Here is a 13,277-nt window from a genome sequence, read left to right on the forward strand (position 1 = left end):
CTCGATCGCCGGCAGGGATGCGGGGGCGGGGGAAGCCTCGGCAACCTCGTCCTCGTCGTCCCGTTCCGTTTCGTCATACAGGATGCCGCCATCCTGCACCGGCCGGCCGGTGGTCATTCCGTGTTCTCCGCGACATCCGGCGTTTCCCAGGCGAGATGCTGGCCGCCGTCAAGCGCGATCATCTGCCCCGTAATCGAAGGCGTGTCGACCAGAAAACGGATCGTCCGGCCGAATTCGTCCAGCCCCGGCCCGGAGTGCAGCAGCAGCGCCTCGGTCTGGGCCTTGAAGTCCGCCTCGCTCTGCCGCTCGTTCGGCAGCGTCGGCCCGGGACCGATGGCGTTGACGCGGATGCGCGGCGCCAGGGCCTGCGCCATGGTGCGGGTCGCCATCCACAGGGCCGATTTCGACAGGGTGTAGGAATAGTAGCGCGGCGTCGGGTTCCAGACGCGCTGGTCGATGATGTTGACGATCAGCCCTCCCGAATCGGCCGGCAGCTGCCGGTCGAAGTCGCGCGCCAGGATCGACGGCGCGCGGACGTGGACATCGAAATGCCGGTCCCAGAGCGCGCTGTCGAATCGCCGCAGGTTGTCCGGCTTGAACAGGGAGGCGTTGTTGACGACCACGCCGAGCGGGCCGAGGGCCTCGACCGCGCGCCCGACGAGCAGGGCGGTGGCGGCGGCATCGGTCAGATCGCAGTCCAGCGCCGTCGCCTTTCCGCCGTTGCCGGTGATTTCGGCCGCGATCTGCCGGGCGGTATCGATCGACGAATTGGCATGGATGGCGACGGAAAAACCATGCGCGGCCAAGTCCTCCGCGATCGCGCGGCCGATCCTCTGTGCCGCCCCCGTCACCAGCGCTGTTCGATGAAGAATTCTCAATGATATGCCCGCGTCGCGTTGCCTTTGCTTAACCTCCCACAGATATAGAGATTAACGCCGGGCCTTAAACTGGGTCCCGCAAAAGTTTTCGGAATAATTAACAGATGCGTGCTGTCCGTGTAGTTTTTCGCCGGCAGAGAAGTATATTTGCGTTGTTTGAAAATATGGTTAACAAATACCATGTTGTCCAAAAGCAACATCTCAATCCAGTCACGCAGCGGCCACAAAGATTTCACATTTTGGCTCTTCCAAATCCTCAATCTTTATTCAATTTCAACGCAACCGGGCGATCTGATCCGTGACTTAGTGATGCCGAGTTGGCGCGTGCATTTGCCGGCGGCATGAAATGCAAAGGAGAATTCATATGCGTACCCTGATCCTCACCCTGATGGCCTCTGCCATGTCGTTCGCAGCCTTCCAGTCCGCTCATGCGGCCGACGCCGTCGATCAGATCCCCCAGGCCCCGGCGGCCGAATACGCCGAGCCGGTCGCAAGCGGCAGCTGGGCCGGCGGCTATGCCGGTGGTACCGTGACCTGGCAGCACGGGAATTTCGAAAAGCAGAGCGGCAACGGCGCCAACGGCTTCGGCGGCGGCGTCTACGGCGGCTACAACATGCAGAGCGGCCAGCTGGTCTACGGTGGTGAAGCCGACGTCAACTACTCGGGCATCGATTCGGAGAACTCCACCCGCGAGGCCAAGCAGGGCGTCAACGGTTCGCTGCGTGCCCGCGTGGGTGTCGACCTGAACCCGGTCCTGCTCTACGGCACCGGCGGTGTCGCCGCATCGCGCGCCAAGATGGAGGACTCGACCTCGTCCGACAAGAAGACGATGCTCGGCTGGACAGCCGGTGTCGGTGCCGAAACCTTCGTCACCAACAACATCACCGCCCGCGTCGAATACCGCTACACCGACTACGGCAGCAAGGACTTCAGCCTGGACAGCGGCAAGGTCTCCGCCGGCCAGGACGAACAGAGCGTCCGCGTCGGTATGGGCGTGAAGTTCTGATCCTCCCGATCAGCTGAGTGAAGAAAAGGCCGGGCGCGCAAGTGCCCGGCCTTTTGCGTGGTGCGTGCAGGTACTCCAAATGTTGAAGAGGTCATCGTTCACCGCGCGGACGCGCGGTGGCTGGATGCCGGATCAAGTCCGGCATGACGGATTCGGGGAGGGCGCCCACGCCAGAATGGCATGCACGCGCATCGAAGCGACTAACGCCGCAGGTACCTCATATGCCGTGTAGATAGTGGGCAATATCTGCCCAGTCCGCATTGAATGCCTCGATCAACTCCAGCTTCCACTTTCGCGGCCAGTTCTTGATCATCTTTTCCTTAGCAATGGCATCGGTCACGAGATCGTATTCCTCGAACCACACCAATGTCTTCACGTTATATCGGCTGGTAAATCCGGGTGTCAGGTTGTTCTGGTGCTCAAACAGTCGTCGGGAAAGGTTGCTGGTCACGCCGGTGTAGAGCGTCCCATTGCGTCCTGACGCGAGAATGTAGACATAGCCTTTCATTCTGTAATTGTGACGTCGCAATCTGGAATTGCAAGAAGCGATAGCCGATTCCCCAATCAGCCATCATGCCGGACTTGATCCGGCATCCAGTCACCGCGCGTCGGCGCGGTGAAAGAAAGCCATTTGGCCGTGTTCCTCAGTCCTTGAACTTCGCATAGTCCGGGAACACTGCCTCGAAGCGCGAAAGATAGCGCTTCAGCTTCGGCCGGCCCTTCTGCCATTTTCCGGCAAAGCGCAGCTCGATGTAGCGCAGCATGGCGGCGAGGGCGAAGTGGCCGCCGTGGGGCTTCTTGCCGAGGCGGGGCAGCGTCTTTTCCAGGTGGTCGAGGGTGCGCTCGACCTTCGACCACTGCCGGTCGATCCAGGCCTGGTGGACCTTCTCTTCCGGCCGGAAGCGGCGCTCGTAGACGATGGCGAGCAGGCAGTCGCAGACGCCGTCGGCGGTCGCCTCCAGCACGTCCGCCTCGGTGCGCTTGGCGGGGCTGCGCGGATAGAGCTTGCGGCCGGTCTCGCGGTCGATGAAATGCATGATGGCGCGGCTGTCATAGACCGCGAGCCCCGCGTCGGTCAGGAGCGTCGGGATCTTGCCGAGTGGATTGGCGCCGATCAGCTCGGCCGGATCGGCATTGGTGTCGGTGGCGACATGTTCGGCGTCGAGCCCCGCATAGTGGGCGGCCATGCGCACCTTGGTGGAATAGGGCGACGACGAGGAATAGAAAATCTTCACGCATGTTCTCCTGTCTGGTGCAGCCGGGTCCGGTTCATCGGATCGGCGGCTGGGTGATGGTCTTGGTCCGGCAGGCGGCGCGGTCCACCTCGGGGCAATCGCGAAAGCCGAGGCCGGGCGTCATGCAGATGCGGATCTCGTCGAGCCGGCCGTCGTCGCAGGTGACCGCGATGCCGCGCTCGCTTAAGCCCGGATTGGCCGCAACCAGCGCCGCCTCGGTCTCGGCCGCGCCGATACGTCCGCCGCCGGCATCCTCGATCTCGTCCGGCAGCTCGATACGCTCGAACGCCGCGCGCGTCACGGCGAGATAGTCGCCCTGCGATAGCCCGGAGCAACTGCCGTGCTTGCGCCACTGGTGGCCGATCAGGCCCATGGAAGGAATGATGTCGAGATAGCTTCTTCCGAGCGACGACGGCACCCGGTCGGGTTCGCGCGCGCGGCAGAATTCCGGATGGCCGCGCTCGTTCTGCGGCCAGAGGCCGTGCACGATGAAGCCGGCGTTGCGCCCCGTGCGGCACTGCTCGCTCCGGCCGGAGGCGTCGTTGTCCATGCACCAGGTCGGCGACCAGGAGAGCGAAAGGACGTAGAAATCGAAGCCGTGCCCGATCGGCACGGAGGTTGGTCTGGCCGCAGGCGAAGCGGTTCGCTGTCCGCCGGCCGTCGGTGCCGGGGCGGTTGGCGCTTCACCCTGCTGAACGGTCTTGCCGTCGCCCGCCCCCGTCTGCTCCTCGCCGCAGCCGGAAACCGCAAGCGGCAGCGATGCGGCAAGCAGGAGCGCGGCAAGGCGGGCGGCGCGGCGCCGGGCAGGGGAGGTTCGGGCGGTCACGTCTAGCGAAGCGAAGCGCAGGCAGCCCCGTAGACATACCAGGGATCGAGGTCCGGAATGCAGAACTCGATGCTGCGGCCGACGCCGGCGAAGCCGAAGGGTGTCTCGATGAGGTAGACGAGCGGGCGGCGGCTGCCGTCGGTGAGCGTCGCATAGGCGAGGCAGTACTCGCGCTGGACGGAGGACATGTATTCGTTGAAAGGCTCGTAGCGGCTGAGCCGCATCCGGCCGATCTCGTAGATCGACAGGTCGCGGCGGATGTAGTTGGCGGCCTTGTATTCGAAGCGGTTGGTGATGAAACGGAGCACGCCCGGATCGGCGCAGGCACCGGCGGGCACGCCTTCGACATGGGCCGGGCCGGCCGCGGCACCGCGCTCGTAGTCGGCGGCCGGCGCCGGCGCGGCAAACAGCGCGGCGGCGAGAAGGCAGAAAGCCGTGCTTGCGGCCCTCCTTGTGACTCTGGCGACGGTCATGATCCCCTCCGGCGGCGTGGTCCGGTCCGACAGGCGACCGGGCGCATCCAATCCGGTCGCGAATCCGCAAGGTTGCGGGTCGCGCCGTACAGTCGAGATTGCGTCCCGCAGGGGCCTGCGGTCAAGAGGCGAGTTGTGTCTCGCCGGAGATCCAGAAGCAGCGCGACGAGGCGAAGCGGTCCTGCCGCAGTTTCTCTTTCAGGAACGGCAGCAGCCGGCCGAGTTCCGCCTTCAGCGTGAAGGGCGGATTGACGACGATCAGGCCGGAGCCGGTCAGCCCCGTCGTCTCCCGGTCGCTCTTCACGGCAAGCTCTGCACACAGCATCTTGGGAATGCCGAGATCCTTCAGCGCCTTGTGGAAATCGGCGATCGGCGTGCCCTTCTTCAGCGGGTACCAGAGGCAGTAGACGCCGCCGGGGAAGCGCCGCCAGGCCCGTGCCAGGCCATCGGCGAGCCGCTCGTACTCGCCCTCCTCCTCGAAGGGCGGGTCGACCAGCACGATCCCGCGCTTCTCCTTCGGCGGCAGGTGGGCGCCGAGCGAAAGCCAGCCGTCGAGATGGGTGATGCGGCTCTGGAAATCGCCGTCGAACAGCCGGTGCAGGCTCTCGTAGTCGTCCGGATGCAGTTCCATCGCCGACAGGCGATCCTGCGGCCGGAACAGCATGCGTGCAAGCTTCGGCGAGCCGGGATAGAGCCGAACGCCGCCGTCCGGATTGAGCGCCTTCACAGTGTCGAGATAGGGCGCGAGCAGCTCGGCCATGTCCGCCGGCAACTCGCCCTCGAGCAGCCGGCCAATCCCGTCCAGCCACTCGCCGGTCTTCTGCGCCTCCTCACTGGAGAGGTCGTAGAGACCGGTCCCTGCATGAGTGTCGAGCACGCGGAACGCCTTGTCCTTGCCCTGCATGTAGGTGACGAGCCGCGCCAGCACGGCATGCTTGAGCACGTCGGCGAAATTGCCCGCATGATAGATGTGGCGGTAATTCATATCTCGGGTCCTGACCCTGCGTTTGCGTGATGGGCCGATGAATTGTTGCGATGGGAGAAATTTTTGCCTTCTTGGCGCTTCGCCTCTGCAATATACAAATGCCATGAACGTTGCGACCCCCCTTCTCGGCAAATCCCGGACCGGCCACTCCGTCTGTCCGCACGACTGTCCCTCCGCCTGCGCGCTCGACATCGAGATCGGCGCCGACGGGCGCATCGGCAAGGTGCGCGGCAGCGCCGACAACAGCTACACGGCCGGCGTCATCTGCGCCAAGGTCGCCCGCTATGCCGACCGGCTCTATCACCCCGACCGGCTGATGAAGCCGCTCCGCCGCAAGGGTGGCAAGGGCGAGGGGGGCTGGCAGGAGGTCTCCTGGGAGGACGCGCTCGACGAGATCGCGAACGCCTTCGTCAAGGCCGAGCAGACCCATGGCACCGAAGCCGTCTGGCCCTATTACTATGCCGGCACGATGGGCCAGGTGCAGCGCGACAGCATCGATCGCCTGCGCCATGCCAAGCGCTATTCCGGCTTCTTCGACAGTATCTGCACCAACACCGCCTGGACCGGCTACGTGATGGGCACCGGCAGTCTCAGCGGCCCCGATCCGCGTGAGATGGCGAAAGCCGACTGCGTCGTCATCTGGGGCACCAATGCGGTTGCCACCCAGGTCAACGTGATGGCCCATGCGGTCAAGGCGCGCAAGGAGCGCGGCGCCAAGCTCGTCGTCATCGACATCTACGACAACCCGACGATGAAGCAGGCCGACATGGCGCTGAAGCTGCGCCCCGGCACGGATGCGGCCCTTGCCTGCGCCGTCATGCACGTAGCCTTCCGCGACGGCCATGCTGACCGCGCCTATATGGCCGAGTTCGCCGACGATCCGGCCGGCCTCGAGGCGCATCTTGTCACCCGCGGGCCGGAATGGGCCGCAGCCATCACCGGGCTTTCGGTCGAGGAGATCGAGGCCTTCGCCCGCCTTGTCGGCGAGACGAAACGAACCTTCTTCCGCCTGGGCTACGGCTTCACCCGCAGCCGCAACGGTTCGGTCTCCATGCACGCCGCCTGCTCGGTCGCGACCGTGCTCGGCTCCTGGCAGTACGAGGGCGGCGGCGCCTTTCATAACAACGGCGGCATCTTCCGGCTCGACAAGCGCGAGCTGATGGGCCTCGACATGGTCGATCCCGACATCCGCGAGCTCGACCAGTCGCAGATCGGCCGCGTGCTGACCGGCGATCCCGTCGCGTTGCGCCATCGCGGGCCGGTGACGGCCATGCTGATCCAGAACACCAACCCGGTCAGCATCGCCCCCGAGCAGCGGCTGGTGAAGCAGGGTTTTATGCGCGACGACCTGTTCGTTGCCGTGCACGAGCAGTTCATGACCGATACGGCCAAGCTCGCCGACATCGTCCTGCCCGCCACCATGTTCGTCGAGCACGACGACCTCTATCGCGCCGGCGGCCACCAGCACATCCTGCTCGGCCCCAAGCTCGTCGAGCCGCCTGCGACCGTGCGCACCAATCTCTTCGTCATCGACGAACTCGCCCGGCGTCTCGGCGTCTCCAACCTGCCGGGCTTCGGCCTGTCGGAACGCGAGCACATCACCCGCATGTTGCCGCACTACGGGATCGACTACGACGGGTTGGCCGAGGCCAAATGGATCGATTGCCAGCCGGATTTCGAGACCGCCCACTATCGCAACGGTTTCGGCCACCCGGACGGAAAATTCCGCTTCCGCCCCGGCTGGACGACGACGCCCGCGCCGAACCGGCCGCCGGTCTCCGTCGGGCCGCTCGGCCCGCACCAGTCGCTGCCGGACTTCCCCGACTATGTCGAGGTGATCGAGGCGGTGGATGCCGACCACCCCTTCCGCCTGGCCACCCCGCCGGCGCGCACCTACCTGAATTCGAGCTTCACCGAGATGAAGTGGTCGCGGGAGCGCGAGGGCCGGCCGGAGGTGATGATCCATCCGGATGACGCAGCGACCCGCGGAATCGCCGGCGGCGACATCGTCCGGCTCGGCAACACGCGCGGCGAGATCCGCCTGCATGCGAAGGTGACCGGGGAGGCCAAGGCGGGCGTGCTGATCGCCGAGGGAATCTGGCCGAACGACGCCCATCTCGACGGCGAGGGCATCAATGTCCTCACAGGCGCCGATCCGGTCGCCCCCTATGGAGGTGCTGCCGTGCACGACAACCGCGTCTGGCTCAGGAAAGAGATTGCATGACGAAGTTCCGTGACGCGAAGATCGAGGTCGTCTCCGACGAGACGCTCTCCGACAACTGGTACCACCTGCGCAAGGTCACCTTCGACTATACCGGCTCCGACGGGCACACCGCCCGCCTGGAGCGGGAGGTCTACGACCGCGGCAACGGCGCGACGATCCTGTTGCACGATCCGAAGCGCGACACGATCATCCTCGTGCGCCAGTTCCGCATGCCGGCCTTCCAGAACGGCCATTCCGGCTGGCTGCTGGAGACGCCGGCAGGCCTGCTCGACGGCGACCATCCGGCCGACGCTATCCGCCGCGAGGTGACGGAGGAGACGGGCTACCGCATCGGCGAGGTGAAGTCGCTGTTCCGCGCCTTCATGAGCCCCGGCGCCGTCACCGAACTCGTCCATTTCTTCGCAGCCGAGATCGACGCCTCCGTCCGCGAGGGCAACGGCGGCGGCGCCGACCACGAGCACGAGGACATCGAGGTCGTCGAACTCGCCCTCGACGAGGCCGCCCGCATGATCGAGACCGGCGAGATCTGCGACGGCAAGACGATCATGCTGGTGCAATGGGCGCTGGCGCGGCGGCGGTAGCCAGGGGCGCGGCGGCGCAGGTTGAAGCTTCCGAATTGTGCGGTCGACACGCCGGTGCGGTAGGAGCGCAACCATGTCCGCTTCGCGCCGCCATTTCGGACATTGTGTCGCCTTCATCCTTTCCTCAACGTGGACATGATTTTTGTTGTGGCGCATTGTCACCTATGTGCAGCAAGCCGCCACATAGATTTTCGCTACTCACCAGCGACCAAGTGCTCCACGTCAAACCCTAACAAGCGGATGCCTCGAATGGAGCGATTATTGAACGGAGGACGTTTGGTGTCTCCCCAGCCGAGCAACTCCATTACACACGCTTCACCGAAGCCTTTGAGCTTATAGCTGCCGTATACGCAGTCATAGGCACGCTCAATCGCATCGCCGGAGCCTGCCAGCAGGTAGCGAACGGTTCGCACAACGGCCTCGAGCGTATTTTTCTTTTGGAAGTCGATGCGCAGTCGTTCAAGGCCGGACAGGTTATCCCCGATATCCTTGGAAACAAAGGGCAAGCGTTCGAGAAAGGCGTGGCAGCCCGTGAGGTGTCGGAACAGTTCGTCAAAACTCAGCCGGTCCAACTCGTTCGGATCACAGAGGTAAGTCCGTATGTTCGCGATATTCTCGATCTCTGCCGAAGCGTGATACATATCGCCTTTTACGGTATCGTCTGTGGACTGCCAGATCTGCACATATTCGGCAATCCGCGCGGCCCGGTCCTTCGAGTCGCTGAGCAACGATGTCTCACGCCAACCATCACCGCTGCCTTGTGTCAGACGCAGCCACCCGAGGAACCTTGCCATCTCGATCTGGGGATCCTGCCCGGCATATTCTGGCCGCCCAAAGCCGTGCTGTTGGGCGACTTCGAGGACCTCATGGTGCGCAGGCACCAGAATTTCATCATATTTTCTGCGAAACCCTTGGATGAAGGCACGCTCTTTCGATTTCTTTTCGCTGCCAACGACGATGCTCTTGGGGGCGGCAGGCTTTACAAATTTGTGGATGAACTTCTCGAAGGCGTCCTCATCCTGCGGCTTCTCTTTGGATTTGAACGCCTTTCCATATTCGCGGAGCACTTCTTCGTTCAAAACGTCTGCGTCGTTCCACAACTCGTCAAATAGGCCGGGCAGCGCGTAGAAGGCCTCATCGCGTTCCTGCTTCAATAGGACAGAAAGTTCCCGATTTGCTTTCAGGCCGCTATCGGTGAGGTTGGCGGAGCCGACGAGCGCGCTATCGTCGATGATATAGAGCTTCGTGTGAAACTTGGCGTCGGTGAAATAGCGGGTTTTGACCCGGGGATTCTCAAGGGCCTGCCGTAGCGCTTCCGGCGTTGTAATCGGCGAAAACCGGACGATCAGCCGGACATCACATCCTTTGTCGGTCAGAGCCTTTATGGGGTCATTTGTCGTGAAGAACGGCGCAGCTAGCAGCCCCAACCTGGGGTATGGCCCTGCGTTCATAAAGAAATTGATGGTGAAACCTGTTGCGCCAGTGTTCGCGTATAATTCTGAAAGCGCCATTGCAGAATCAATCTCCGTATATGTGAAATGTCGTCGCTAAACTACTTAACTACCGTAGGCGGTGGAACGGCTTTCTATAGCGCGGCGAGACGTTGACCGATTGGCATTTTTCGGATGCTCTTGGGCTTTGCCGCGCCGAACGCCAAGGTCAGCAAAGGGCTGCCTCTCGCCGTGCCCACAGCAAGGCACAACGCTGATCAACGTCCACTTCAGCGGAACAGCAAACCCAAACCCGCCAGTCCGTCCCCGGCCCCATTTCCGCCGTTGGTAGTCTCTGCGGCGCAAGACTGTAAATTCTCTCACGCTGCGTATGTGGCCGGTGCCTCAAATGCCCGGCGAAATCAGCGAGCCCACGGTCTTACCCACCGCAGCGCCAACCACCACAGCCCGGCCGTCCTCCATCCGCACCTTGCCCTCCGCAAACAGCCGCAGCGCCAGCGGATAGGCCCGGTGCTCCACCGTCAGTACCCGCGCAGCGAGGTCCGCCGGGGTGTCGCCGGCCAGCACCGGCACGGCCGCCTGGACGATCTGCGGGCCCTCGTCCATGCCCTCGGTGACGAAGTGGACTGTGCAGCCGGCGATCTTCATGCCGGCTTCGATGGCGCGGCGATGGGTGTCGAGGCCGGGGAACAGCGGCAACAGCGAGGGGTGGATGTTGAGGATCTTGCCCTCGTAGCGCGAAATGAACCGTCCCGAAAGCAGCCGCATGTAGCCGGCGAGGCAGACGATGTCCGGCTGCTGCCGTTCGAGCTCGTCGAGGATCGCCTCTTCGTGCGCGTCTTTCGAGGTGTAGTTCTTGCGCGGAAAGACGAAGGTGGGGATGCCGAAGGCTTCAGCCTTGGTGAGCCCACCCGCCTCCGGCTTGTCGGAGAAGACGGCGACGATCTCGGCCGGGAAGTCCGGATCGGCGCAGGCCTCCGCGAGCCTGACCATGTTGGAGCCGCTGCCGGAGATGAAGGCCACGACGCGCTTGCGCAGCCTGCGTTCGCCGGCGGGTGCGGCACCCGATGCGGCCGGACTGACAGCGCCTGCGTTCATAGGGCGAGCGTGCCCTTGTAGCTGGTGCCGGACGCGCCGTCTTCACGCGCGACCATGCGGCCGAGCGTGAAGACGCTCTCGCCCTCGGCCGAAAGCACGGCGCTCACCCGTTCAACGTCGGAGGCCTGCACGACGGCGATCATGCCGACGCCGCAGTTGAAGGTGCGCAGCATCTCGTTGGCCGCCACGCCGCCAGTCCTGGCGAGCCAGGAGAACACCGCCGGCGGCTTGACCGCGTCGAGGTCGATCTCGGCTGCGAGGTGCTTCGGCAGCACGCGCGGAATGTTTTCGGGAAAGCCGCCGCCGGTGATGTGGGCCAGCGCCTTGATCGCACCGGTCTCGCGGATCGCCTTCAGCAGCGGCTTCACGTAGATCTTCGTCGGCGTCATCAGCGCCTCGGCCAGCGTCTCGCCTTTGGCAAATGGGGCAGGGGCGTCCCAGGCAAGGCCGGAGAGCGCCACGATCTTGCGCACCAGCGAATAGCCGTTGGAGTGCACGCCGGAAGAGGAAAGCCCGAGGATCACGTCGCCCTCGGCGATGTCGCCGGCCGGCAGCAGTTTTCCGCGTTCGGCTGCACCCACGGCAAAGCCCGCAAGGTCGTAGTCGCCGCCGGCATACATGCCGGGCATCTCGGCCGTCTCGCCGCCGATCAGCGCGCAGCCGGCCTGGCGGCAGCCCTCGGCAATGCCGCCGACGATCGCAGCGCCCTGGTCGGGATCGAGCTTGCCGGTGGCGAAGTAGTCCAAGAAGAACAGCGGTTCGGCGCCCTGCACGACGAGGTCGTTGACGCACATGGCGACGAGGTCGATGCCGACGGTGTCGTGCCTGTCGGCGTCGATCGCGATCTTCAGCTTGGTGCCGACGCCGTCATTGGCGGCGACGAGGACCGGATCGGTGAAGCCTGCCGCCTTGAGGTCGAACAGGCCGCCGAAGCCGCCGATTTCGCCGTCGGCGCCGGGGCGGCGGGTGGAGCGGACGGCCGGCTTGATCTTCTCGACCAGCAGGTTGCCCGCGTCGATGTCGACGCCCGCATCGCTGTAGGTCAGGCCGTTTTTGTCAGACTGGCTCATCGTCCGCTCTCCGCTTTCTGGCAATTGCGCCCGATTGGCACGTCGGGGCGACAAGTGCAAGCGCAATGCCCGGGCCGACGGCCTTTTTCACGGTTTTGCGGCATGCTGCCGGCCGTTCGCGAAACCGGCCCGCAGCCGTTCCCGGCCGCCGCAAGCTTGACCATGCTCTGCGCAACGGCCTATCTCAGTACGACAAAAGATCTCATGCAAGGGAAGACGGCACGGTGAAGGCTTACGAAAGCGCGCGGCAGAAGAGCAAGGTCGTACCCGTCGAGGCAGCGCCTGCGGAGACTGTCCGTTCCGGCGCGGGCCACATCAGCGGCGCCGGGCTGAAGCGGCAGGTGATCTTCTGGCTGCTGGCGCTGGCCGCCGTCGTTGTCTTCCTGATGGTGTTCAGCTCGATCCTGCTGCCCTTCGTGGCCGGCATGGCGCTCGCCTATTTCCTCGATCCCGTCGCCGACCGGCTGGAGCGCTTCGGTCTCAGCCGCACCATGGCCACGGTCGTCATCCTGATCGCCTTCGTCATCATCTTCGCCCTGTCGCTGATGATCATCATCCCGCTTCTGGCGACGCAGGCCTCGGACTTTCTCTCCAAGCTGCCGCAATACATCACGCAGCTGCAGTCGCTGGTGACGAGCTTCAACCCCGAGATCCTGCCGCCCTGGATCAACAGCCAGATGGGCACGATCAAGGAAGGGTTCGGCAGCGTGCTCGCCGAAGGCGCCGGCCTGCTCGGTACGGTGTTCAAGCAGATCTGGAACTCCGGCCTGGCGCTGGTCGACATCGCCTCGCTGCTGGTCGTCACGCCCGTCGTCGCCTTCTACCTGCTGCTCGACTGGGATCGCATGATCGCCAAGGTCGACAGCTGGATACCCCGCGAGCACGTCGCAACCGTGCGCGAGCTCGCGACCGAGATGAACACGGCGATCGCCGGCTTCGTGCGCGGCCAGGGCTCGATCTGCATCATCCTCGGCCTGTATTATGGCGTCGGGCTGACTGGGGTGGGACTGAACTTCGGCCTGCTGATCGGTCTCTTCGCCGGCCTCATCAGCTTCATCCCCTATGTCGGGTCCATGGTCGGCCTGGTGCTGTCCGTCGGCGTCGCCATCGTCCAGTTCTGGCCCGATTACCTGTGGATCGGCGCGGTTCTGGCGATCTTCTTCTCCGGCCAGTTCATCGAGGGCAACATCCTGCAGCCGAAGCTGGTCGGCTCGCAGGTGGGGCTGCATCCGGTCTGGCTGATGTTCGCGCTGTTTGCCTTCGGTGCACTGTTCGGCTTCGTCGGCCTGCTTGTCGCCGTCCCCGCCTCGGCCGCGATCGGCGTGCTTGTCCGCTTCGGCCTGCGGCGGTACCTTGACAGCGACCTCTATCACGGTCAGGGCAGTCCGCCCGTCGTCCGCAAGCCCGCCATCCGCAAGAAGGAAGCGGCAACCGGGCGCAAGCCGTAACG

13 protein-coding genes are annotated in these 13,277 nt (G+C 64.3%); 4 read left to right on the forward strand and 9 right to left on the reverse strand.

Annotated features, from left to right (window positions below):
* Positions 1–113: 113 nt before the first annotated feature.
* Entirely contained in the window at positions 114–878 is a 765-nt protein-coding gene (locus GGQ64_RS19945) for an SDR family oxidoreductase (RefSeq protein ID WP_183807074.1), read from the reverse strand.
* Positions 879–1,242: 364 nt separating this feature from the next.
* Between GGQ64_RS19945 and GGQ64_RS19950 the strand changes: the two genes are divergently transcribed.
* A complete protein-coding gene (locus tag GGQ64_RS19950; RefSeq protein ID WP_183807075.1) occupies positions 1,243–1,884 on the forward strand; it encodes an outer membrane protein in 642 nt (213 codons plus the stop codon).
* Between the two features lie 217 nt (positions 1,885–2,101).
* On the opposite strand, the gene GGQ64_RS19955 is transcribed toward GGQ64_RS19950, so the two are convergent.
* The 5 genes from GGQ64_RS19955 to GGQ64_RS19975 form a co-directional block, all read right to left on the reverse strand.
* Positions 2,102–2,392: a GIY-YIG nuclease family protein gene (locus GGQ64_RS19955; RefSeq protein ID WP_183807076.1), complete on the reverse strand. Its 291-nt coding sequence runs from the start codon at positions 2,390–2,392 to the stop codon at positions 2,102–2,104.
* 136 nt (positions 2,393–2,528) lie between these two features.
* On the reverse strand, positions 2,529–3,119 hold the full coding sequence (locus GGQ64_RS19960) for a glutathione S-transferase N-terminal domain-containing protein (protein WP_183807077.1): 591 nt from the start codon (positions 3,117–3,119) through the stop codon (positions 2,529–2,531).
* A 34-nt stretch (positions 3,120–3,153) separates the two neighbouring features.
* Positions 3,154–3,945 (reverse strand): ribonuclease T2 family protein, encoded by a 792-nt coding sequence (locus GGQ64_RS19965; protein WP_343059523.1) that lies wholly within the window; start codon positions 3,943–3,945, stop codon positions 3,154–3,156.
* Between the two features lie 2 nt (positions 3,946–3,947).
* Positions 3,948–4,418 (reverse strand): hypothetical protein, encoded by a 471-nt coding sequence (locus GGQ64_RS19970; protein ID WP_183807078.1) that lies wholly within the window; start codon positions 4,416–4,418, stop codon positions 3,948–3,950.
* A 121-nt stretch (positions 4,419–4,539) separates the two neighbouring features.
* Positions 4,540–5,403 carry a 23S rRNA (adenine(2030)-N(6))-methyltransferase RlmJ gene (locus tag GGQ64_RS19975; RefSeq protein ID WP_183807079.1) on the reverse strand — a complete coding sequence of 288 codons (864 nt, stop codon included), beginning with the start codon at positions 5,401–5,403 and terminating at the stop codon, positions 4,540–4,542.
* A 103-nt stretch (positions 5,404–5,506) separates the two neighbouring features.
* On the opposite strand from GGQ64_RS19975, the gene GGQ64_RS19980 reads away from it, so the two are divergent.
* Positions 5,507–7,627: a molybdopterin-containing oxidoreductase family protein gene (locus tag GGQ64_RS19980; protein WP_183807080.1), complete on the forward strand. Its 2,121-nt coding sequence runs from the start codon at positions 5,507–5,509 to the stop codon at positions 7,625–7,627.
* Positions 7,624–8,208, forward strand: coding sequence for an NUDIX domain-containing protein (locus GGQ64_RS19985; RefSeq protein WP_183807081.1), 585 nt, complete (start codon positions 7,624–7,626; stop codon positions 8,206–8,208). Before GGQ64_RS19980 ends, GGQ64_RS19985 begins: the two co-directional genes overlap by 4 nt.
* A gap of 194 nt (positions 8,209–8,402) precedes the next feature.
* Here the strand turns inward: GGQ64_RS19985 and GGQ64_RS19990 are convergent, their stop codons facing one another.
* The 3 genes from GGQ64_RS19990 to purM form a co-directional block, all read right to left on the reverse strand.
* Positions 8,403–9,719, reverse strand: coding sequence for a phospholipase D-like domain-containing protein (locus tag GGQ64_RS19990; RefSeq protein ID WP_183807082.1), 1,317 nt, complete (start codon positions 9,717–9,719; stop codon positions 8,403–8,405).
* 324 nt (positions 9,720–10,043) lie between these two features.
* A complete protein-coding gene (gene purN / locus GGQ64_RS19995) occupies positions 10,044–10,757 on the reverse strand; it encodes a phosphoribosylglycinamide formyltransferase (protein ID WP_183807083.1) in 714 nt (237 codons plus the stop codon).
* Complete coding sequence (gene purM, locus GGQ64_RS20000; RefSeq protein ID WP_183807084.1) at positions 10,754–11,827, reverse strand: phosphoribosylformylglycinamidine cyclo-ligase; 1,074 nt, start codon at positions 11,825–11,827, stop codon at positions 10,754–10,756. Before purM ends, purN begins: the two co-directional genes overlap by 4 nt.
* A gap of 314 nt (positions 11,828–12,141) precedes the next feature.
* Between purM and GGQ64_RS20005 the strand changes: the two genes are divergently transcribed.
* Complete coding sequence (locus GGQ64_RS20005) at positions 12,142–13,275, forward strand: AI-2E family transporter (RefSeq protein WP_343059526.1); 1,134 nt, start codon at positions 12,142–12,144, stop codon at positions 13,273–13,275.
* Positions 13,276–13,277: the final 2 nt, after the last annotated feature.

The organism is Mycoplana azooxidifex (assembly GCF_014196765.1).
GTDB classification, from domain to species: domain Bacteria; phylum Pseudomonadota; class Alphaproteobacteria; order Rhizobiales; family Rhizobiaceae; genus Mycoplana; species Mycoplana azooxidifex.

Excerpts from the sequence above, each read along its gene's own strand:
- GGQ64_RS19980 (WP_183807080.1), top strand. The coding sequence starts at position 5,507 with ATGAACGTTGCGACCCCCCTTCTCGGCAAATCCCGGACCGGCCACTCC.
- purM (WP_183807084.1), bottom strand. The coding sequence starts at position 11,827 with ATGAGCCAGTCTGACAAAAACGGCCTGACCTACAGCGATGCGGGCGTC.
- purN (WP_183807083.1), bottom strand. The coding sequence starts at position 10,757 with ATGAACGCAGGCGCTGTCAGTCCGGCCGCATCGGGTGCCGCACCCGCC.
- GGQ64_RS19950 (WP_183807075.1), top strand. The coding sequence starts at position 1,243 with ATGCGTACCCTGATCCTCACCCTGATGGCCTCTGCCATGTCGTTCGCA.
- GGQ64_RS19975 (WP_183807079.1), bottom strand. The coding sequence starts at position 5,403 with ATGAATTACCGCCACATCTATCATGCGGGCAATTTCGCCGACGTGCTC.
- GGQ64_RS19970 (WP_183807078.1), bottom strand. The coding sequence starts at position 4,418 with ATGACCGTCGCCAGAGTCACAAGGAGGGCCGCAAGCACGGCTTTCTGC.
- GGQ64_RS19990 (WP_183807082.1), bottom strand. The coding sequence starts at position 9,719 with ATGGCGCTTTCAGAATTATACGCGAACACTGGCGCAACAGGTTTCACC.
- GGQ64_RS19985 (WP_183807081.1), top strand. The coding sequence starts at position 7,624 with ATGACGAAGTTCCGTGACGCGAAGATCGAGGTCGTCTCCGACGAGACG.
- GGQ64_RS19955 (WP_183807076.1), bottom strand. The coding sequence starts at position 2,392 with ATGAAAGGCTATGTCTACATTCTCGCGTCAGGACGCAATGGGACGCTC.